This window comes from Roseateles terrae (assembly GCF_014192155.1).
Classification (GTDB): domain Bacteria; phylum Pseudomonadota; class Gammaproteobacteria; order Burkholderiales; family Burkholderiaceae_C; genus Roseateles; species Roseateles terrae.
The window spans coordinates 1,150,182-1,171,968 of sequence record NZ_JACHXO010000001.1 but is presented as its reverse complement, the minus strand read 5'-3'; the positions used below and the strand labels follow the sequence as shown (position 1 = coordinate 1,171,968).

General features: G+C 65.6%; 16 protein-coding genes. 10 read left to right on the top strand and 6 right to left on the bottom strand.

From position 1 onward, the window contains the following. The first annotated feature begins 324 nt into the window (after window positions 1-324). A complete protein-coding gene (locus tag FHS28_RS04875) occupies window positions 325-2,232 on the top strand; it encodes a propionate--CoA ligase (RefSeq protein WP_088448836.1) in 1,908 nt (635 codons plus the stop codon). On the opposite strand, the gene FHS28_RS04870 is transcribed toward FHS28_RS04875, so the two are convergent. Beyond that, entirely contained in the window at window positions 2,204-3,079 is an 876-nt protein-coding gene (locus tag FHS28_RS04870; protein WP_184294159.1) for an HAD family hydrolase, read from the bottom strand. The genes FHS28_RS04875 and FHS28_RS04870 overlap by 29 nt on opposite strands. 312 nt (window positions 3,080-3,391) lie before the next feature. Between FHS28_RS04870 and mdtD the strand changes: the two genes are divergently transcribed. Then, window positions 3,392-4,804, top strand: a complete 1,413-nt coding sequence (gene mdtD, locus FHS28_RS04865) for a multidrug transporter subunit MdtD (RefSeq protein ID WP_088448838.1) — start codon at window positions 3,392-3,394, stop codon at window positions 4,802-4,804. Between the two features lie 295 nt (window positions 4,805-5,099). On the opposite strand, the gene FHS28_RS04860 is transcribed toward mdtD, so the two are convergent. The 3 genes from FHS28_RS04860 to FHS28_RS04850 form a co-directional block, all read right to left on the bottom strand. Then, window positions 5,100-6,896, bottom strand: coding sequence for a PhoH family protein (locus FHS28_RS04860; RefSeq protein WP_088448839.1), 1,797 nt, complete (start codon window positions 6,894-6,896; stop codon window positions 5,100-5,102). Window positions 6,897-7,180: 284 nt separating this feature from the next. Next, on the bottom strand, window positions 7,181-7,660 hold the full coding sequence (locus tag FHS28_RS04855) for a peroxiredoxin (protein WP_058935601.1): 480 nt from the start codon (window positions 7,658-7,660) through the stop codon (window positions 7,181-7,183). A gap of 174 nt (window positions 7,661-7,834) precedes the next feature. Further along, a complete protein-coding gene (locus tag FHS28_RS04850) occupies window positions 7,835-8,209 on the bottom strand; it encodes an Mth938-like domain-containing protein (RefSeq protein ID WP_088448840.1) in 375 nt (124 codons plus the stop codon). A 101-nt stretch (window positions 8,210-8,310) separates the two neighbouring features. Between FHS28_RS04850 and FHS28_RS04845 the strand changes: the two genes are divergently transcribed. The 8 genes from FHS28_RS04845 (at window position 8,311) to FHS28_RS04810 (ending at window position 18,381) form a co-directional block, all read left to right on the top strand. After that, complete coding sequence (locus FHS28_RS04845) at window positions 8,311-9,537, top strand: pyridoxal phosphate-dependent aminotransferase (protein WP_088448841.1); 1,227 nt, start codon at window positions 8,311-8,313, stop codon at window positions 9,535-9,537. Window positions 9,538-9,567: 30 nt separating this feature from the next. Then, window positions 9,568-10,884: a homoserine dehydrogenase gene (locus FHS28_RS04840; protein ID WP_088448842.1), complete on the top strand. Its 1,317-nt coding sequence runs from the start codon at window positions 9,568-9,570 to the stop codon at window positions 10,882-10,884. A gap of 2 nt (window positions 10,885-10,886) precedes the next feature. Further along, a complete protein-coding gene (thrC, locus tag FHS28_RS04835) occupies window positions 10,887-12,296 on the top strand; it encodes a threonine synthase (protein ID WP_088448843.1) in 1,410 nt (469 codons plus the stop codon). 166 nt (window positions 12,297-12,462) lie between these two features. Then, window positions 12,463-13,749 carry a molybdopterin molybdotransferase MoeA gene (locus FHS28_RS04830; RefSeq protein ID WP_184294273.1) on the top strand — a complete coding sequence of 429 codons (1,287 nt, stop codon included), beginning with the start codon at window positions 12,463-12,465 and terminating at the stop codon, window positions 13,747-13,749. A 5-nt stretch (window positions 13,750-13,754) separates the two neighbouring features. Next, window positions 13,755-14,006 carry a MoaD/ThiS family protein gene (locus FHS28_RS04825; RefSeq protein ID WP_088448845.1) on the top strand — a complete coding sequence of 84 codons (252 nt, stop codon included), beginning with the start codon at window positions 13,755-13,757 and terminating at the stop codon, window positions 14,004-14,006. A gap of 320 nt (window positions 14,007-14,326) precedes the next feature. Beyond that, window positions 14,327-15,037 carry a gluconate 2-dehydrogenase subunit 3 family protein gene (locus tag FHS28_RS04820; protein ID WP_088449687.1) on the top strand — a complete coding sequence of 237 codons (711 nt, stop codon included), beginning with the start codon at window positions 14,327-14,329 and terminating at the stop codon, window positions 15,035-15,037. Between the two features lie 30 nt (window positions 15,038-15,067). Next, on the top strand, window positions 15,068-16,840 hold the full coding sequence (locus tag FHS28_RS04815) for a GMC family oxidoreductase (RefSeq protein ID WP_088448846.1): 1,773 nt from the start codon (window positions 15,068-15,070) through the stop codon (window positions 16,838-16,840). A gap of 20 nt (window positions 16,841-16,860) precedes the next feature. After that, window positions 16,861-18,381 carry a cytochrome c gene (locus tag FHS28_RS04810; protein WP_246409489.1) on the top strand — a complete coding sequence of 507 codons (1,521 nt, stop codon included), beginning with the start codon at window positions 16,861-16,863 and terminating at the stop codon, window positions 18,379-18,381. A gap of 144 nt (window positions 18,382-18,525) precedes the next feature. On the opposite strand, the gene FHS28_RS04805 is transcribed toward FHS28_RS04810, so the two are convergent. Both FHS28_RS04805 and FHS28_RS04800 read right to left on the bottom strand, forming a co-directional pair. Then, window positions 18,526-20,157 (bottom strand): flavin monoamine oxidase family protein, encoded by a 1,632-nt coding sequence (locus FHS28_RS04805; RefSeq protein ID WP_088448847.1) that lies wholly within the window; start codon window positions 20,155-20,157, stop codon window positions 18,526-18,528. Continuing rightward, window positions 20,139-21,746: a polyamine aminopropyltransferase gene (locus tag FHS28_RS04800; RefSeq protein ID WP_088448848.1), complete on the bottom strand. Its 1,608-nt coding sequence runs from the start codon at window positions 21,744-21,746 to the stop codon at window positions 20,139-20,141. Before FHS28_RS04800 ends, FHS28_RS04805 begins: the two co-directional genes overlap by 19 nt. Between the last annotated feature and the right edge of the window lie 41 nt (window positions 21,747-21,787).

Genomic DNA, 21,787 nt, shown 5'->3' with positions numbered 1-21,787 from the left:
CGCTGGTCAAGCATCGGACCCTGGGGATTGCCCCAGGATGGACGCCTGGCTTCGGGAAAGTCCTCGCCAGGGCGACGAGTCTCTCCTCAGGAAAACCCGAATTTGACCATACAGGTCATGACAAAAGCTGTTTGGAGAAGTTTCCGATCGTGTGATGCCGTGCGTTTTTCGCGGGTGTAAAGCGTGAGGCGAATCTGTGCGGCTGACTCATTGATTTGTCGCAAGTTCGCGCAGCCGGTTCGCGGTACGGGTCAGGGTGTCGTCAGACGCGATGCGTGAAATCCGACCATGGCGCCACGCAGAGTGCCGCATGGAGACACCTCGATGACAGCGATCGACTACCAGGCCTTTTATCACCGCTCGGTGAGCGACCCGGAAGCCTTCTGGACCGAGCAAGCCCAGCTCATCGACTGGCACCAGCCGTTCGAGCAGGTGTGTGATGCCAGCCGACCGCCCTTTGTGCGCTGGTTTGTGGGCGGCACGACCAATCTCTGCCACAACGCGGTGGATCGCCATGTGGCCACGCGGGGCGAGGACACCGCGTTGATCTGGTCCTCCAGCGAGGTGGATCGCGAAGAGATCTACACCTTTGCGCAGTTGCATCGGGAGGTGCAGATCATGGCGGCGGCGCTGCAGTCGCTCCGCGTGAAGCAGGGCGACCGGGTGCTGATCTACATGCCGATGATTCCCCAGGCCGCGTTTGCGATGCTGGCCTGCGCGCGGCTCGGGGCCATTCACTCGGTGGTGTTCGGCGGTTTTGCCAGCCATGCATTGGCCAATCGCATCGACGATGCCGAACCGGTGCTGGTGATCAGTGCCGATGCCGGCAGCCGGGGCGGCAAGGTCGTGCCCTACAAGCCGCTGCTGGATGAAGCGCTGCGGCTGTGCGCCCATCCACCGCAGCACGTGCTGATGGTGGACCGCGGGCTCAGTCCGTTTGATCGCCAACCCGGCCGCGATGTGGACTATGCCGACCTGCGCGCCACCCATCAGCATGCGCAGGTGCCCTGCGTGTGGCTGCCATCAGAGGCGGTGAGCTACACCCTCTACACCAGCGGCACCACCGGCCGGCCCAAGGGCGTGCAGCGGGACACCGGCGGTTATGCCGTCGCGCTCGCGGCCAGCGTGCGTCACATCTTCGATGGCCGCTCCGGCGAAACCTTCTTCTCCACCAGCGACATCGGCTGGGTGGTCGGCCACAGCTACATCGTCTACGGGCCACTGATCGCCGGTATGTCCACCATCATGTACGAAGGCCTGCCGACGCGACCCGATGCGGCCGTGTGGTGGCAGCTGGTGGAGCGCCACAAGGTGACGGTGATGTTCAGCGCACCCACGGCCATCCGGGTGCTGAAGAAGCAGGACCCGGCCATGCTCCAGCGCCACGACCTGAGCAGCCTGCGCAATCTGTTCCTCGCGGGCGAGCCACTGGACGAGCCCACCGCGCGATGGATTGCCGAGGCCCTGGGCAAGCCCATCATCGACAACTACTGGCAGACCGAAACCGGCTGGCCGATTCTGACGCTGGCCCGCGGGCTCCCGTCGAGCAAGCCGAAGTTCGGTTCGCCCGGTGTGCCGATGTATGGCTACAAGGTGCAGCTGGTGGATGAGCAGACTGGCGCCGTGCTGCAGGGCGCAAATCAGAAGGGGCTGCTGGTCATCGACGGGCCGCTGCCCCCCGGCTGCATGCAGACCGTCTGGCGTGACGATGACCGCTTTGTGCGCACCTACTGGTCCAGCGTGCCGGATCGACAGGTCTATTCCACCTTCGACTGGGCCGTGCGGGATGAGGAAGGCTACTACTTCATCCTGGGCCGCAGTGACGACGTGATCAACGTGGCCGGCCATCGGCTCGGCACCCGCGAGATCGAGGAGTGCATCGCCGGGCATCCGGCAGTGGCCGAGGTGGCCGTGGTGGGCGTGGCCGATGCGCTCAAGGGCCAGGTGGCGCTGGCCTTCGCCGTGCTGCGCGATCCCGCCAAGGCGGCGACCCAGGCACTGGCGCTGGCCCTGGAAGGCGACATCCTCCGGAAGGTCGATCAGGAGCTGGGCGCGGTGGCCCGGCCGGCGCGGGTGCGGCTGGTGGCGGGGCTGCCGAAGACCCGCTCGGGTAAGCTGCTGCGACGAGCCCTGCAGGCCGTGGCGGAAGGCCGTGAGACCGGCGATCTGAGCACGATGGAGGACCCGGTCGCGCTGGAGCAGCTCAAGGCACAGTTGGCGGCGGGAGGTTGAGCCGTTCGCGCAGGCTGCGCCAGTCGTCGCGGATGAAGTGCAGCACCGCGTCCTCATGGTGCGCGCCGATGATGCGGTGCGCGGCCTGTTTCACATCCTCGCTGGCATTGGACACGGCCACCGCATGGTGGGCGGCACGCAGCATGCTGAGGTCGTTGACCTGATCGCCGAAGACGACCAGTTCACGGTCGTGCAACTGGTAGCGCTCGGCGAGGGTGGCGATGGCCTGATCCTTGCTCGCGCTGCGATCGTGCACATTCAACCAGGGCCAGCCCGGCATGTAGAGGTCCTCCGCCAGGTGGGTGACCATGGCATCGCCAAAGAGGCTGTGGATGTCGGCCTGCAAGGCAGCGAGCGGCTCGGCCTTGTCCACGACCAGCAGGGTGACAAGGGCGTCCTGTAGCTGATCCTGAAGCCGGTCGACCTGACGCAGGCGCGGGTCGGCGTTGCGCTGTCGTTCGGTGACAAAGCGCTGCTGGCCTTCGTTCCGGACTTCCTGCCAGAACAGTTGATCGCCTTGTGGGCCATGGGTGGCGATGAACGGCATCAGGCCATGCCGGCGCACCAGCGCAAACAAGGCCTGGCCCATGGCGGGCTCCATCGCATTGACCAGTTCATGGCGACCGGTGCGCAGGTCGCTGATGTAGGCGCCGTTGGAGGACACGACCGGCAGCTGGATCGGCAGCCCATCCAGGATGCGGGCGATGGACATCACATGGCGGGCGCTGGCCACGGTGAAGGCCAGGCCCTCATGCAGCAGCTCGGCCAGGCCGTCGCGGGTGGCGGAGGAGAGGCGAGCCTGCGGGTCGAGGAGGGTGCCGTCCAGGTCGGAGACGTAAAAGCGCATGAGGGTAAGGATCAAGCACCGGGCGCGCCGGAGGCACCGAGGATGCGGATGCACCGTGGACCACTTTGCACCGCGGGCGGCGACCGCACCGGAGGCAGCGGTGGCACCGGAGGCGGCAAGCGCGTCGCGGGCAACATTCACACCGGGTGGCGCCGGGCGCACAACAGCGAAGCCCTGCATCCTACGCCGACACCGGGCCGTCGCATACTTGGCCCCATGCCGGACGTTCCTACTTCCTCCTCCCCTTCATCCGCCGCGAGGCCCGGGGCCCAAGGCGTCACGCCGATTCATCCCACCACCGGGCGACCGGTGATGGATGCCGCCATGCATCGGTATCTGCCGTGGGTGGTGGCCCTGGCGTTTTTCATGCAGACGCTGGACACGACCATCCTCAACACCGCCTTGCCGGGCATGGCGCGGGATCTGGGCGAAAACCCGTTGAGGATGCAATCGGCGGTGGTGGCCTATCTGTTGACGGTGGCGCTGCTGATTCCCGCGTCAGGGTGGCTGGCGGACCGGTTGGGGACGCGGAGCGTGTTTCTGTGGGCGATCGGACTGTTCAGTTTCGGCTCGCTGTTGTGTGCGATCTCACCCAGCTTGCAGATTCTGGTGCTGGCCCGGGTGCTGCAGGGGATGGGCGGGGCGCTGCTGGTGCCGGTGGGGCGGCTGGTGGTGCTGCGGGCGTTTCCCAAGGATGAGTTTCTGAAGGTGATGACCTTCATCACATTACCGGGGCTGGTGGGGCCGCTGCTCGGGCCCACGCTTGGCGGGGTGCTGACGCAGTATGCAAGCTGGCACTGGATCTTTCTGATCAACCTGCCGGTGGGACTGGTGGGCGTACTGGCATGTCGGCGGTATATGCCGCAGCTCAAGGGGGCCGGGCGGCAGCGCTTCGACTGGAGCGGATATGTGCTGTTCAGCCTGGGGTTGATGTTGCTGTCGCTCGCGCTTCAGGGGTTTGGCGAGCATGTGGTGAGTATGGCCATCTGTCTGGTCATGCTGGTGGCGGGTGTGGTGTGCATGATGACCTATTGGTTGCACGCCACCCGGACGGAAGCCCCGCTGTTCTCTCCAGCGCTGTTTGCGGTGCCGACGTTTCGCATCGGATTGCTGGGGAATGTGTTCGCACGATTGGGGAGCGGGGCGACACCGTTTCTCACGCCCTTGTTTCTGCAGGTGGGGCTGGGTTTTTCACCGAGTGAGGCGGGGTTGTCGATGATTCCGTCAGTGCTCGGGGCGATGTTCACCAAGACGCTGGCGATCCGGCTGATTCGCTGGAGTGGGTATCGGCGGGTGTTGATCGTCAACACACTGCTGCTGGGGGTGCTGATTGCGAGTTTCTCGCTGATTCCTCGGGATGTCGGGCATGTGTGGCTGGTCATTCATCTCGGCGTGTTCGGGATGGTCAACAGCATGCAGTTCACGGCGATGAATACCCTGACGCTTGGGGATCTGGATGAGCGGACCGCCAGTGGGGGGAACAGCCTGCTGGCGGTGGTGATGCAGTTGTCGATGAGTCTGGGGGTGGCGACGTCCAGCGCATTCCTGCTGCTCTTCTCGGAGGGCGTGGCACGCACCGACGGCGCAGCGATGGTGCCGGCGTTTCATGCGACCTATCTGGCGCTGGGGGTGATGGCGGGGATGGCAGCGTTCATCTTTCATCAGCTGCGGGTGGATGAAGGGGCGAAGAAAGAGACGGCAGAGTCGAGGATGAGCGAGTCCTGACGACGCAGGAGCGTGAGCGGTGCTGCGTCGTACTGACGGGGGGATGGATGCAGCGGTTGGAGCGCGAGTGAGGAAGGGCTGCCCCTGTTTTCTCCATGTCCCCCGACCGCTTCGCGGTCTCCTCTTAATACTTACGAAAACAGGGGCAGCCCTTCCTCACTCCTGCGGTGCACCGAGCCAACGGTGCACCGAGCCAACGGTGCACCGAGGAGCACGCTGGCACCGACTTCGTCGACGAAAAACACCGCCCTCAGGCGGTGTTGTGGTGTCGCCGGCTTGGGGCCGGAGCGGTGGATCAGAGCACTTCGGAGGCAAAGTCGGCCAGGCGTGAACGCTCGCCACGCGCCAGCGTGACGTGCCCGCTGTGAGCCCAGCCCTTGAATTTGTCCACGGCGAAGGTCAGGCCCGAGCTGCCCTCGGTGAGATAGGGCGTGTCGATCTGGGCCAAATTGCCCAGGCAGACAATCTTCGTGCCCGGACCCGCCCGCGTGATCAAGGTCTTCATCTGCTTGGGCGTCAGGTTCTGCGCCTCGTCAATGATGACGTACTTGTTCAGGAAGGTGCGGCCTCGCATGAAGTTCAGGCTCTTGATCTTGATCTTGCTGCGGACCAGATCGTTGGTGGCCGCGCGGCCCCATTCACCCGCCGCGCTATCGCCACGCGCCAGCACTTCCAGGTTGTCGTCCAGCGCACCCATCCAGGGCCCCATCTTCTCTTCTTCCGTGCCGGGCAGGAAGCCGATGTCCTCGCCCACCGGCACCGTCACGCGGGTGACGATGATCTCGCTGTAGCGGCGCTCGTCCAGCACCTGCGACAAACCGGCGGCCAGCGTCATCAGCGTCTTGCCCGTGCCGGCCGAGCCAGTCAGGGTGACAAAGTCGCAGTCCGGATCCATCAGCAGGTTCAGGGCGAAATTCTGCTCGCGGTTGCGTGCGGTGACGCCCCACACCGAGTGCTTCTGGTGGCCGTAATCCTTCAGGGTGCGCAGCACCGCGGTCTTGCCGGTGATCTCCTGCACCTTGGCATACAGCGGCGCAGCGCCCGGGGCTTCCAGGTAGACGAGCTGGTTGACCAGCAGCGTCGGCACCAAAGGGCCGCTGATGCGGTAGAAGGTGGTGCCGCCCTGGTTCCAGCTCTCCATGGTCTTGCCATGACGCTCCCAGAAATCCGCGGGCAGCTGCTGGACGCCGGTGTACAGGAGGTCGGAATCCTCCAGCGTCTTGTCGTTGCGGTAGTCCTCCGCCGGCAGACCCAGCGCACGCGCCTTGATGCGCATGTTGATGTCCTTGGACACCAGCACCACCTCACGGCCCGGCTGTTGCTGTTTCAGGGCCTGGACGACACCCAGAATCTGGTTGTCCGCCTTGCCTTGCGGCAATCCTTGCGGCAGCGGCGTGTCGATCAGACTGGTCTGGAAGAAGAGCTTGCCGCCCGCTTCGCGGTGGCCCGTCTCCGCCAGGCGCAGCCCCTTGGACATTTCCTCGATGGAGCTGGACTTGAGCGTGGCCGCCAGCGCATCCAGTTCACGGCTGACCTGGCGGACGTTGCGCGCCACCTCGGTCATGCCCTTCTTGTGTCCGTCCAGTTCCTCCAGCGTGATCATCGGGAGATAGATGTCATGCTCTTCAAAACGGAAGAGCGACATCGGGTCGTGCATCAGAACATTGGTGTCCAGCACAAACAGCTTGGGATCCCCCACCGGCTGGCGCGCACGGGTTTTGGCCGGGGCAGATTTCCTGGCCTCGGGCTTGGCAGCGGCCGGTGCCACCAGCGCCAGGGACGGCGAGCCGCTGCTGCGGGCCTCCACATCGGCGCGGGTGTCAATGCGGGTGTCCGTGCGGTTGTCGGGACGGGGGCTGGAAGCGGTGTCCGCTTTGGTGCGGGACGCCGGTGTCACCGGGGCGTGGGACGCGGCCACGGCCTGGGACACAGGCGTTGGCGGATCAAGCAGGGCGGGGGCAGCCACCGAAGGCGCCGCCGCAGAGGCCGCGCGGCTTGCGGTGGCGGGACGTTTGCTCGGCGTGAGCGTGGTGGCGTAGGCGTCGGAATCTAGGCGGCTGGCGCGCTTGGTCGGTGGCTTGGGCAGTGGCATGTGCGAATGAGCGGGTCAAGCGTGAAGAGCCTGGGTCCGAGCGGACCAGGGGTCATGCCCGAGCAGCCGTCGGGGCGGAAAAAGCCGGAGGTATCGGCGGCTTTTTCAGGGCCAGCGCCATTCAAAAGACAAAAAGCCGCACCGGGGGCGGTGCGGCTCGTCCTTGAAAATGTTGCGATCGGGCACTGGGGCATGCGGTTGATTATGCACAACTCGTGCCCGCTCCCCGGTGACACTGTGATCAAACAACAGGGACCCGGGAAAACCGGGATCCAGATGGAAACTCAGGCCGCTTCCTTCTTGAGCGCCTTCACAGCCTTGAGCACTTCGTCCACATGGCCGGCGACCTTGATGCCACGCCACTCTTCACGAAGAATGCCCTGTGCATCGATCAGGAAGGTCGAGCGCTCGATGCCCTTGACCTTTTTGCCGTACATGATCTTGTTTTTCACAACGCCGAACATGTGGCACAGCTTTTCTTCAGTGTCCGCAATCAGTTCAAACGGCAGCTCGAGGTTCTGCTTGAACTTCTCGTGGGAGGCCATGTTGTCGCGCGAGACACCCAGCACCACCGCGCCGGCCTTCACAAATTCCTTGTGATGGTCGCGGAATTGCATGGCTTCCGTCGTGCAGCCAGGGGTGTTGTCCTTCGGGTAGAAGTACAGCACCACCGCCTGACCGTGGAAAGCCGAGGGGGTGAACTTCACGCCTCCGGTGGCAAGAGCTTCAATATCCGGAAGAGGTTTGTTGAGCGCTGGCGTCATGTGGCGTTTTCAGAGAGAAAGGTGCCCGGGCGGGCATAGCCAGCGATTATACGTTGAATGGGTCGCCCATCGCCCATGCCGGCCACCCGCCAGTCAACCGCCAAGGCAGGTAGACCGTTCAGCCCCACCCCAAAAGTCATGGCCCGGCCCCGCCAACGCCGGGTTTGACGGAGTTCAGTCCTCGATCAGCAAAGCGGCGAGCACCGCACGGCCCTCGCTGGCCAGCACGTTATAGGTGCGGCAGGCGGCGCCGATGTCCATGGTTTCCATGCCGATGCGCGCTTCGATCAACGCACGGTACAGCTGCGGCCGGGCAAACCGGATGCGGCTGCCGCTGCCGAAGATGACCAGCTCCGGTTTCAGGGCCCGGATGCGCTCGAAGTGCGCCTCGGTGAGGTCTTCGAAGCGCGTCAGCCGCCAGTCCTCCACCGTGCCCTGCCACGGCACCAGCAAACTGTTGCGGTGTTCCGTGCCATTGACCCAGACGCTTCGGGTGTCATGCCGATGGATGGTGTTGCCGCCCTGCGGCTCGTCGAGTTGAAATTTCATTGAGGCTGATTTTGGCAGCGACGCAGGCCGGATGCGGCCGGACGTCAGACACCCTGTGTTCAAATCAAGGGCTATTTTCCCGTCATTCCTCTGGAGAAATCTTGAAGACCGTCACCAAGTCCAGCAAGTTGGCCAATGTCTGTTACGACATCCGGGGACCCGTGCTGGACAAGGCGCGGCAGATGGAAGAGGAAGGCCAGAAAATCATCAAGCTGAATATCGGCAATATCGCCGCCTTCGGCTTGCAGCCGCCCGACGAGATCGTGCAGGACATGATTCGCAACCTGCCCGACGCCGCCGGCTATACCGACTCCAAAGGCCTGTTCGCCCCGCGCAAGGCGGTGGTGCACTACTGCCAGGAAAAAGGCATCTCCGGCGTCACGGTCGATGACGTCTACCTGGGCAATGGGGCCTCCGAGCTGATCGTGATGGCGCTGAATGCGCTGCTGGACAACGGAGACGAGGTCCTGCTGCCGGCCCCGGACTATCCGCTCTACACCGCCGCCGTGGCGCTGTCCGGCGGCGAGCCGGTGCACTACGTCTGCGACGAATCCAATGGCTGGCTGCCGGATCTGGACGACATCCGCGCCAAGATCACCCCCCGCACCAAGGCCATCGTGGTGATCAACCCGAACAACCCGACCGGCGCGCTCTACCCGAAGGAGCTGCTGGAGGCGCTGGTCGAGATCGCCCGCCAGCATCAGCTGATCGTCATGGCCGACGAGATCTATGACAAGACCCTGTATGACGGCGCGGTGCACACCAGCATCGCGTCGCTGTCGGATGACGTGCTGACGCTGACCTTCAACGGCTTGTCCAAGAATTACCGATCCTGCGGCTACCGGGCTGGCTGGATGGTCGTCTCCGGCGACAAGCGCCACGCCACCGACTACATCACCGGCCTAAACATGCTGGCCTCGATGCGTCTGTGCGCCAACACCCCCGGCCAGCTCGCCATCCAGACCGCCCTGGGCGGCTATCAGTCGATCAACGACCTGGTGGCCCCGGGCGGCCGCCTGGCCCGCCAGCGCGACCTCGCCTATGAACTGCTCTCGCAGATTCCCGGCGTCAGCGTCGTCAAGCCCAAGGCCGCGCTCTACATGTTCCCCCGCCTGGACCCCAAGATCTATCCGATCGAGGACGACCAGCAGTTCGCCTACGACCTGCTGGCTGAGGAAAAGGTATTGATCGTTCAAGGGACGGGCTTCAACTGGAAGACCCCCGATCACTTCCGACTGGTCTTTCTGCCCAACACGGACGACCTCCGTGAGGCAGTTGGCCGCATCGAACGGTTCCTGGCGCAGTACCGCAAACGCCACGGCCGTTGATTCGAGTGACCCATTGAAAGAATCCTGACCATGAATCCGATCAAAGTTGGCCTGCTGGGCATTGGTACCGTCGGTAGCGGCACATTCCAGGTGCTGCGTCGCAACCAGGAAGACATCCGCGGACGCGCCGGCCGCGGCATCGAGATCACCATGGTGGCCGACCTGGATGTGGAGCGTGCGCGAAGCATCGTCGGCGACGCCTGCACCGTGGTGTCCGACGCCCGTGAGGTGATTGCCAACCCGGACATCGACATCGTGGTTGAGCTGATCGGCGGCTACGGCGTGGCCCGCACCCTGGTGCTGGAGGCGATCGCCGCCGGCAAGCATGTGGTGACGGCCAACAAGGCGCTGCTGGCAGTGCATGGCAGCGAGATCTTCGCCGCCGCCCGCGAGAAGGGCGTGATGGTCGCCTTCGAGGCCGCCGTGGCCGGGGGCATCCCCATCATCAAGGCGCTGCGCGAGGGCCTCACCGCCAACCGCATCGAATGGATCGCCGGCATCATCAACGGCACCACCAATTTCATCCTGTCGGAAATGCGCGGCAAGGGCCTGGACTTCGCCACCGTGCTGAAGGAAGCGCAGCGCCTGGGCTACGCCGAAGCCGATCCCACCTTTGACATCGAAGGCGTGGATGCGGCCCACAAGGCCACCATCATGAGTGCGATCGCCTTTGGCATTCCGGTGCAATTCGACCGGGCCCATGTGGAAGGCATCACCCAGCTGCAGGCGGCGGACATCAAGTACGCCGAGCAGCTGGGTTATCGCATCAAGCTGCTGGGCATTGCCCGCCGCCGTCAGGATGTGGGTGGCATCGAGCTGCGGGTGCACCCGACGCTGATCCCGGCCAACCGCCTGATCGCCAATGTGGAAGGCGCGATGAATGCGGTGCTGGTGCAGGCGGACGCCGTGGGCACCACCCTGTATTACGGCAAGGGCGCGGGCGCAGAGCCGACCGCCTCGGCGGTGATCGCCGACCTGGTGGACATCACCCGCCTGGCCACGGCCGATCCGGACCACCGCGTGCCGCATCTGGCCTTCCAGCCGGAAGCGATGAACAACACGCCCATCCTGCCGATGGAGCAGGTGCAGACCGCGTTCTACCTGCGCCTGCGGGTGGCGGACCAGGCGGGCGTGCTGTCGCGCATCACCACCATCCTGGCCGAGCATCAGATCAGCATCGATGCCGTGCTGCAGCGGGAGTCGGCGGAAGGTGAGAGCCAGACCGACCTGATCATCCTGACCCACGACACGCAGGAGGGTCGCATGACCAAGGCGCTGCAGCAGATGCAGGCGCTGGAGACGGTGCTCGCACCGATCGTGGCCCTGCGCAAGGAAGAACTGGCCTGACCATGAAGTATGTGAGCACCCGTGGCGACCGCAGTGAGCGCCACTTCTGCGACATCCTGCTGGAAGGCCTGGCGCCGGACGGCGGGCTGTATTTACCGACGTCTTATCCGCAAGTGGACCAGGAGACCCTGGCCGGCTGGCGCGGCCTGTCCTACGCGGATCTGGCGGTGGAGATCCTGTCGCTCTATATCGACGACATTCCCGCCGACGAACTGAAGGCGCTGGTGCGCCGCACCTACACCGAAGCCGTTTTTGGCACGCCGCAGATCACGCCGCTCAAGCCGCTGGAAGAAAACCTGGCGCTGGTGGCCCTGTCCAACGGGCCCACGCTGGCCTTCAAGGACATGGCCATGCAGCTGCTGGGCCAGCTGTTTGAGTATGAGCTGGGCCGCCGCGGCGAGACGCTCAACATCCTGGGCGCCACGTCGGGGGACACCGGCAGCGCCGCCGAATATGCGATGCGCGGCAAGTCCGGCATCCAGGTCTTCATGCTGAGTCCCAACGGCCGCATGAGCCCGTTCCAGCAGGCGCAGATGTTCAGCCTGCAGGACGCCAACATCCACAACCTGGCGCTCGACGGCGTCTTTGACGACTGCCAGGACATCGTCAAGGCGGTCTCCAACGACCTGGAATTCAAGCGCCGCTACCGCATCGGCACCGTCAATTCCATCAACTGGGCGCGTCTGCTGGCGCAGGTGGTGTATTACTTCGCCGCCTGGTTCCAGGCCACGACGCGGGAGGACCAGAAGGTCAGCTTCACCGTGCCGTCCGGCAATTTCGGCAATGTCTGCGCGGGCCATGTCGCCCGCATGATGGGCCTGCCGATCGACCGCCTGGTGGTGGCCACCAACGAAAACGACGTGCTGGACGAGTTCTTCCGCACCGGCGTGTACCGCCCGCGCGGCGCAGCCCAGACGCTGGAAACGTCCAGCCCGTCGATGGATATTTCCAAGGCCAGCAACTTCGAGCGCTTTGTGTTCGACTTGCTGGACCGAGACGGCGCGCGTGTGCGTCAGCTCTTCGGGGAGCAGCTGGCCTCGCAGGGGTTCTTCGCGCTGACCGAAGAAGAGCGGGCGCGCATCGGCGAACGATTTGGTTTCAGCTCGGGCCGCAGCAATCATGCGGACCGGCTGGCCACCATCCGTCTGTGCCATCAGCGCTATGGCCAGGTCATTGACACCCATACCGCCGACGGCTTGAAGGTGGCGTTGGAACAGCGTCAGCCGGGCGTGCCGATGCTGGTGCTGGAAACCGCGTTGCCCGTGAAGTTCGCAGCGACCATTCAGGAAGCGCTGGGCCTCGTGCCGCCGCGGCCCGCCGCGCTTGCCGACCTGGAAAGCCGGCCCAAGCGGGTGCAGGTCTTGCCGGTTTCGGTGGAGCAAATCAAGCAGTTCATCACCACCCATGTCTGAGATGTCCAAGTCCGGGGCCGTGCCGAGCGGTTCGTCGTCCACGCCTTCGTTGTCCACGCCTCCGGCGCCGTCATCGGCTTCGGCCGCTGTGACCCCTGCGGCGCCTTCCGATGCATCCGCCGCACCCGCTGCCGGGATGGCGACCGCTCATCCGCAGCGTGCGCCGATGCTGCCGATGGAGCAGGCGCTGGAGCGACTGCTGTCGCAAGTCCAGCCGCTGGGGCTGACCGAATCGGTCCCCACGCCGCTGGCGCTCGGCCGCATCCTGGCCCAGGACCTCGTCTCTCCGCTGGACGTGCCGCCCTACGACAACAGCGCGATGGATGGTTACGCCATCCGCAGAGCCGGACTTGAGGCCGACGCACAGGCCGACGCACAGGCGGGCGCACAGGCGGGCGCACAGCGGGGCGACACCGCCACGGCGCTGTTGCCGGTGTCACAGCGCATCCCGGCCGGCTCGGTGCCCACCGCGCTGCAGCCGGGCACCGCAGCCCGTATCTTCACAGGCGCCACGGTGCCTGAAGGCGCGGACACCATCCTGATGCAGGAGCAGTGTGAAGCCGTCGCGGATGTTGCAGGCGGGCTGGGTCAGGTGCGGGTGCCGTTGTCGGTGCCGCAGGGGCAGCACATCCGCCGCCGCGGGGAAGACCTGCAGCGGGGGCAGACCATCCTGTCGGCAGGCGCGCGTCTGAATGCGGCTGCGCTCGGGCTGGCCGCCACTGCGGGTGCCGCGGCGCTGACGGTGGCCCGTCGGCCGCGCGTGGCGCTGTTCTCCACCGGCGATGAGCTGGTGCTACCAGGCCAGCCGCTGGGTCCCGGGCAGATCTACAACTCCAACCGCACGACGCTGCATGCGCTGTTGCTGGCGCTGGGATGCGAGGTGCGCGACCTCGGCATCGTGCCGGACACGCTGGACGCCACGCGTGCCGCGCTGCGTGAAGCGGCTCGCAACAGCGATCTGATCTTGAGCTCCGGCGGTGTGTCCGTGGGTGAAGAGGATCACCTCAAGCCCGCGCTGGAGCGGGAAGGGCGGCTGGACCTCTGGCAGATTGCCATCAAGCCCGGCAAGCCGCTGGCCTTTGGCGAAGTGCATCATGCCGACGCGCCGCAGGGCCGCTGCTTCTACATGGGCCTGCCGGGCAATCCGGTGTCGAGCTTTGTCACCTTCCTGCTGTTCGTGCGGCCGGTGCTCTTGCGACTGCAAGGCGCAACGCAACTGGCGCCGCGCGGCTATCAACTGCCGGCGGAGTTCACCTGGACCAAGGCCGACAAGCGGCGCGAATTCCTGCGCGGTCGGGTGACGGACCAGGGCGGTCTGGCGCTGTTTGGCAACCAGAGTTCGGGGGTCATGAGTTCAGCCGCCTGGGCCGATGGGCTGATTGAATTGCCGCCGGGCGCGACGGTTGAGCCCGGTCAGCTGCTGCGTTTCCTGCCGTTCAACGACCTGTTCTGACTGCCATGACCATCACCGTGCGTTATTTTGCTTCGCTGCGCGAGGCCCTCGGGCCACAGGAGCAGGTGGCTTTTGAGCCGGGTCTGACGGTCGGCGCACTGCGGGACGCCTTGATTGCGCGCGATGAGGCGCATGCCCAGGCGCTGGCGCGAGGGCGAGCGGTGCGCTGCGCGCTGAATCAGGTGATGACCCGTGAGGATGCCGCCGTGACGGACGGCGCTGAGGTGGCGTTTTTCCCGCCTGTGACAGGCGGTTGAACGGGCGGTTGAGCCGGCGTCCCGCCTGGAGCCTGTGGCCTGCGGCCTCAGGCATGACCGCGGATGGCCGACGGCTGACGGCTGACGGCTGACGGCTGACGAGCGCGACCCGAATCCGGCTAGCCCGCGCAGCAATGAAGGATGGTTGCGTGCGCAGGGCGCCCTGTCAGTTGACGATCTCGCCCACGTCCGTGCGATATCCGCATGGTAGCGGTACCAACCTGTTCCGAGCTTGCTGATAATGCCGTCACCGCAACATTGGTACCGCTACCAATGCTGTGCTGGCCGCCATTCGCCAGCCCTCCTCGGAGCAAGCCGCCATGTCAAGCAAGTTCACCTCGTCCCGCCGCACGCTGCTGCTGGCGTCCGCCGCTGCCGTGCCCATCGTGGCACTGCCCCTCGGCCAACCCAAAGCCGAAGGGCTGGAGGGGGTGACCCTCTCGCGCTACCAACCGGTGTTCTTCTCGCCGGCCGAGTGGACCTTTGTCATGGCCGTCTGCGACCGCTTCATCCCCGCCGAAGGCCGCGGTCCGGGCGCGCTGGAAACCAATGTGCCGGTCTTTATCGACCAGCAACTGCACGAAGGTCTGGGCAGCGACATTTATCTGCAAGGCCCCCACAAGCCGGATGCACCCGCGACGCTGGGTTTCCAGCTGCCCTACGCGCCGCAGGACACCTACCGCATCGGCATCAAGCTGGCGCAGCAGGCCTGCCAGAAGCAGTTCGGCAAGCCCTTCGAACAGCTGGGGGAGAAGGACAAGGACACCTTCCTCACCGCCCTCCAGAAGAACACCGTGGACTTTGCTGCGCTCGGGGAGCCGACCCTGAAGGCCTCGCAGTTTTTCGGCCAGTTCCTGGGCGACACCAAGAACGGCTATCTGGCTGACCCGAAGTACGGCGGCAACAAGGACATGAAGGCGTGGGTCGCGATCGGCTTCCCCGGCGCCCGTGCGGCCTACACCGAGTGGGTGGACCAGCACAACCGCCCGTATCCCCTGGGCCCCGTCAGCCTCAGTGGCAAGCGGGCCTGAAGCGGGTCCGTCGTCGAAAGGAAACATCGCATGCCAAACATCACCAACGACGACGTGGACGTCGTCATCGTCGGCCTCGGCTGGGCCGGATCGCTGATGGCGATCGAGCTGGCCCGTGAAGGCCTCAAGGTCCGCGCGCTCGAGCGCGGTCCGGACCGTCCGCCGGAAGACTTCGCCTATCCGAAGCCCGCTGATCAGTACGCCTACAACACCCGCAACAAGGTCTTCGCCACGCCGCGTGAAGCCGCACTGACCGTTCGCTACACCCGCGAAGAAACGGCGCTGCCCACCCGCAAGTGGGGCGCTTTTGCCCCCGGTACGGGCGTGGGCGGCTCCGGCCTGCACTGGACGGGTGTGCTGATCCGGCCGACCCCGACCGACATCAAGCTCAAGACCTACGCGGATCAGGCCTACAAGAAGGGCCAGCTCGATGCCGACATGCGCATCAAGGATTTCCCCTTCACCTGGGACGAAATCGAACCGCACTTCGACTTCTTCGACAAGGTCTGCGGCCTCTCCGGCAACACCGGCAATCTGCGCGGTGAACTGCAGCCTGGCGGTGATCCGTTCGAGGGTCCGCGCTCCAGTCCCTATCCGCTGCCGGCCCTGAAGGACACGCTGAACAACTCGATGTTCAAGGACGTGGCGACCCGTCTGGGGTACCACCCGTTCCCGAATCCGTCGGCGAATGTGTCGCAGGCCTGGACCAACCCATATGGCGCGCAGCTGGCGCCTTGCAACTACTGCGGCTACTGCAGCAAGTATCCCTGCCTCAACTATTCGAAGGCCTCGCCGCAGACCACCATCCTCGACGTGGTCAAGCGGATGCCCAACTTCGACTACAAGGTCAATGCCAACGTCATTCGCGTGGACCTGCACGCCGACAAGAAGACGGCCAAGGGCGTGACCTACATCGACGAGCAGCAGCGGGAAGTGTTCCAGCCCGCCAAGATCGTCATCCTGAGCAGCTTCCAGTTCGCCAACGTGCGCCTGATGCTGCTCTCGGGCATTGGCAAGCCCTACGACCCGATCTCGGAGACGGGCACCATCGGCCGCAACTATGCGTTCCTGTCCAACGGCGGCGCGACGCTGTTCTTCAAGGACAAGCATTTCAATCCCTTCGCCACCGCGGGCGCCACCGGCGAGATGTTCAACGACATCTCCCCGGGCAACTTCCAGGATGGTCCGAAGCTGGGTTTCATCGGCGGCGCCAAGATCCACAGTTCGCAGGCCACCGGCACACCGATCGGCGCTGCGCTGCCCCCCGGCACGCCGCAGTGGGGCAAGGGCTGGAAGGAAGGCATGGTGGACTGGTATGGCCATTCCATGGGGGTGAGCATCACCACCACCTGCATGTCCTACCGCGGTCACTACCTGGACCTGGATCCGACCTACAAAGATCCGTGGGGCCAGCCGCTACTGCGCATGACCTTCAACTGGCGTGAGAACGAACTCAAGCTGCAGCGTTACCTGCGCGAGATCGTGCTGAAGATTGCGGGTGAACTCAAGCCGGATGCCATCAGCGAGAACTTCCTCAAGATGGACTCGAATTGGGACATCACCAAGTACGTCTCCACCCATAACGTGGGGGGCGCCATCATGGGGACGTCTCCGCATGACTCGGCGCTCAACCGCTACCTGCAATCCTGGGACGTGCACAACGTGTTTGTGCCGGGCGGCAATGCCTTCCCGCAAAACTTCCAGGCCAATCCGACCGCCACCATCGGTGCCATCACGCTGTTCGCGGCCGAAGCCATCAAGAAGCAGTACCTGAAGAACCCCGGCCCGCTGGTGCAGGCATGAGCGCAGGCAGGACCCCCACCATGACGTCTCGTTTGACCTTCGTGAAGCCGCTGCTGGCTGCCGCAGGGCTCGCCGCAGCGGCCTTGTATGCCACGCATGGCGTGGCGGATACGCCCAGTGTTGCCTCCACTGCCAGTGCCAGTGTCAGTGCCAGTGCCGCGGCCAGTGCCAGCGCGGCCGCATCTGCGGGCTCTGCTTCTGGCTTTGTCTCTCCAGACTCCGCCTCGGCCGGCTCCGCGTCTGCCGGAACAGCCGCTTCGGCTGCCGCGACTTCGGCGCCGACGCTGAGCCGGGCGCGCGTGGACGCTGCTTCGGCGGCGCCCGGTGCCAAGTCGGCGCTGATGGCCCGCGGTGAATACCTCGCCCGGGCTGGCGACTGCATCGCCTGCCATAGCGCGCCCGGCAAGCCGGCCTTTGCTGGCGGCCTGCCGATCGACAGCGGCCACGGCATCATCTATTCCACCAACATCACCCCCGATGCCCAACACGGCATTGGCCGCTACACCGCGCAGCAGTTTGCTGATGCGGTGCGCAAGGGCGTGCGGGCCGACGGCACGCATCTGTATCCCGCCATGCCCTACACCAGCTATGCAAAGGTGTCGGACGAGGACATGCAGGCCCTCTACGCCTACTTCATGGAGGGCGTGAAGCCGGTGGCGCAAGCGTCCCCGGAGACGAGCCTGAGTTTCCCCTTCAACCTGCGCTTTGGCATGGGTCTGTGGAACTGGTTCTTTGCATCCAGCGACCCGTTCAAACCCGTCGCCAGCTGGACGCCGCAAGTCACCCGCGGCGCTTACCTGGTGGAAGGGCTGGGCCACTGCGGCAGTTGCCACACGCCGCGCGGGTTTGCGATGAACGAGAAGGCCAGCCATAGCGGGGAAGATCAATTCCTGTCCGGCGGTGAACTGGGTGGCTGGGGCGTGCCGTCGCTGCGCGGCCTGCCGCGCTGGTCGGAACAGGACATCGTCGACTACCTGCAGACCGGTCGCAACAAGAGCTCGGCCGTGGCCGGTGAGATGACCGAGGTGGTGCGACACAGCACCGCTTACCTGCAAGAGGACGACCTGCATGCGGTGGCCGTTTACCTGAAGGGGCTCACGCAGGCGCCGGACCGTCCGTCAGACGTGAAGCCGCAAGGCGCACGCGAGACGGCGGACAAGCTGACGCAGGCTGTCAACCTGACCCTGGGCGAGCGGCTCTACCTGGACAACTGTGCCGCCTGCCACTTTGTGGACGGGAAGGGCGCCCAGCGGGTGTTCCCGGTGCTGGACGGGGCGACGGTGATCAATGCCAACAATCCGAATGCACTGATCCACATCATCTTGAAGGGCGCGCGCACGCCGTCCACCGAGAAGGCGCCGTCGGTGCTGGTGATGCCGGGGTTCGACCATCGCTTGAGCGACAGTGAAGTGGCGACGCTGGCGACCTTCCTGCGTCAGGGCTGGACCAACCAGGCGGCTGCGGTGTCGGAGAAGGACGTGGCCCAGGTGCGGGAGCGACTGGCGACGCAGAGTCACGCAAGCGGAGACTCGGTGCATTAAGGTCTCGCGAGGAGCCCGGGTGGGAGCGGGCGTGATGGCTCAGTTCCCGCCAAGCCGAGGCGGCCTTCGACGGATGCTCCGATTTGTCCTTGGGCCCACGGCCCCGCGCGCGTTGCGCGTCCTCCGCACCCCGCGAGAGGAGGTTCAGCGTGTCCGTCCCAGCAGCCGGCGCGCCACTGCCTCGCCTTGGGTGAACGCCTCTTCAAACACTGAATAGCCGGCCAGATCCGCATGCGCATGATGCAGGCGGCCCTGGCCCCGCTCGCGCAGGGCGGTGAGCGCGGCGGCGCCGCGCAGGCCGGGCACTGGAATGCTCATGGCATGGCCGTAGCGCATCAGGTCCATTGCCTGCAGGCGCTCCGGCAGGTCCGGGTGCAGCGGGGCCAGGTCCGCAAGGATCTGCGCCGCCCAGGGGCGCCACTCGGGCGTCAACAGGCTGCTGCGCTGGGCCTGGGGCAGGGCACGATAGGCGGTGAGCACACAGGGGCCGCGCCGCGGGTCCAGCGACTGGTGCGCCGCATTCACATAGCCCAGGTTGTCACTGCCGTAGACCACGTTGTCCCAGGCCAGAGGGGTGCCAAGCCGCTCCAGCGGCTCTTCGTCCAGACGCAGGTTGGCCACCAGCCATGGCGCATACCGCAGGCGCGGCGCCATCTCGGACAAGGCGGCGCTGGGTTGCTCGACAATGCGGCCCGCGATGAACAAGGGCAGGGCCAGCACCACCTGATCCGCCTGCCAGCGTTGCGGGCGTTCCGCCGCAGCGTCCCAGCTCAGCACCTCCACGGCGTGGCGACCTTCACGCACCCGCAGCGCCGTGTGGCCGGTGTGCAAACAATCCGCCAGGGGCGCCGCAAGTCGATCGGACAACCACCCGTTGCCCTGCGGCCAGGTCAGCACCGATTCACGCTCTTCCAGACTCATGAAGCCGTGCCGGCTCCCGAAGTAATGCAGCCCGGCCCAGGCGGAGACCTCACGGGCCGGTGCGCCATAGTCGTCCCGGCAGCAGTAGTCCAGATACCACCGCAATGGGGCGGACGTCAGGCCCTGGCTGTCCAGCCAGGCCGCGAAGGTCTGACGGTCCAGCGCGTCATGAGCCGCCGTCCAGCGGTGATGGGTGCTGGGCATGGCAAAGCCCACCGCCCGGCGCGCCTGCTCCACCAGGCTGGCAAAGCGTTGGTACTCCGCCTGCACCTGCGGTGAATCGGGCGGTGGCAGCAGACCTTCCACCCATTGGTCCTGCCGCCCCAGCCACAGGCGTTCCTGCGGGCTGTGGCAGAGGTGCCGTTCATCGTAGGTCCAGCGTCCCGCCTCATGGCGAGCCAGTCCGAGTTCTTCCAGCAGGGCCTGGACATCCGGCGCCTCGTCACCCGGGACCGGCAGATAGTGCGCACCCAGCGGGCAGAGCAGCCCGCCCATGTCGTGCGGCCGGCTGTTGCCGCCGGCGCGGGTCTCCAGATCAAGTACCGCCACGTCGACGCCCTGCGTCTTGAGGCGGCGCGCACAAGCGAGCCCGGCGATGCCCGCCCCCAGCACAAGCACCTGGGCGCGCCGCACCTCCTGAGGCGCGCTGCTCCAACCGGGCGGCGCCTCGCGCAGACGATGGCCGCTGCGCACATCAGCGCCCACCCATCCGCCGGACAGCTCCGCCACCCGGCGGGCGATGCGGTCGGCCAGCGGCCTGGCCTCCCGGCCGCAGGCCGCCAGAGCCGGCAGCAGGCTCAGCGCCAGCAGATCACGGCGGCGAAGCGAGGTGGCACTCAATGCAGCTTGCCCCATTCCCGCTCGAACTCATGCACCAGCGCCTGATTCGAGAGACGGTTGACTTCCAGATGCTCGGGGCGGGCCATGTCCGGCGGAAAGTTCATCAGTGCCGGCAAACCTTCGATGCTGACAAACCGCAGCCCCGCCGGCAGGCTGCGCGGCGTCACCCAGGGGCGGCGGCTGGCCAGCACATAACCCCATTCACCGAAGCTCGGCACATGCGCGTGATAGGGCGTGGCGGTCAGGCCGACCGATTCCACCGTGTTGACCACCGTCCAGAAGCTGCGCGGCGCCACCAGCGGTGAGGTGGACTGGATCACCGCAAGGCCGCTCGCATTCAGATGCAGGTCGATCAGCTTGTAGAAGCTGGCGGTGTAGAGCTTGCCCAGCGCAAAATTGCTGGGATCGGGGAAGTCGATGATGATCACGTCATACATCGTCGGATGCTGTTCCAGCCAGCCGAAGGCATCCGCATTGACGATGCGCAGCTTGCGGCTCAGCAGGGCATCCTGATTGAGCTGGCGCAGCAGCGGCATGGTGGAGAACAGCGTCGTCATGTGGGGATCCAGCTCCACCAGCGTGACCTGCTCCACCGTGGGGTAACGAAGGATCTCTCGCACGGCCATGCCGTCGCCGCCCCCCAGCACCAGCACGTTCCGCGGCGCGCCCTGGGCCGCCATGGCCGGATGCACCAGTGCCTCGTGATAGCGGTATTCGTCCCGGGAGTGGAACTGCAGGTTGCCATTGAGGAACAGCCGCGTCCCGCCCTGACCCTGGGTGACGACGATGCGCTGGTAGTCGCTGCTTTCCTTGAACAGGATGTGCTCGCCGTAGAAGCGGTCTTCCGCCCAGGTGCTCAGATGGTCCGCGCCCGCCATGCCCACCGCCAGCACGAGCACCGACATCCCACAGGCCACCGCATGCGAGCGCCAGGCCCGCAGCCGCGCACGAAAGATCCACAGCGCCCAGATGGCCACCGCCACGTTGAGCAGGCCGAAGAACAGCCCCGTGCGCACCAGTCCCAGCTGCGGCACCAGCACCAAGGGGAAGGCCAGCGCGACCAGCAGGGCGCCGAGGTAGTCGAAGGTCAGCACCTGCGAGACGAGTTCCTTGAGCGCATACCGCTGCCGGAAATGCCGTTTGAGGATGCGCATGACCAGCGGAATCTCCAGCCCCACCAGCGTGCCCACCACCAGCACCAGTGCGTAGAGCAGAAAGCGGAAGGCCATGACCTGACCTGGCGGCAGCAGGCTGTGCACGGTGAACAGCGCCGCCGGCATCAGGCCCCCGATGACGCCCACCAGCAGTTCCAGCCGCAGGAAATGCGCGACCAGTTGCCGGTCGATGAAGCGGGACAGCCACGAACCCAGCCCCATGGCGAACAGGTAGCTGCCAATGATGGTGGAGAACTGCAGGACGGAGTCGCCCAGCAGATAGCTCGCAAGCGCGCCCGCGGCCAGTTCATACACCAGGCCGCAGGCGGCAATGACAAACACGCTGGCCAGCAGCAGCACCTCGGGCAGCGAGGCGCGGGACGCAACGTCCTCCAGATCCTCCGGGGGCGCCGGAGGCGGCAGGGCGTGCGTGGGGTGGTCTTGGGACATGATGGGGCGCGAGGCTATCACGCAGGGACGCCCAGCCATCG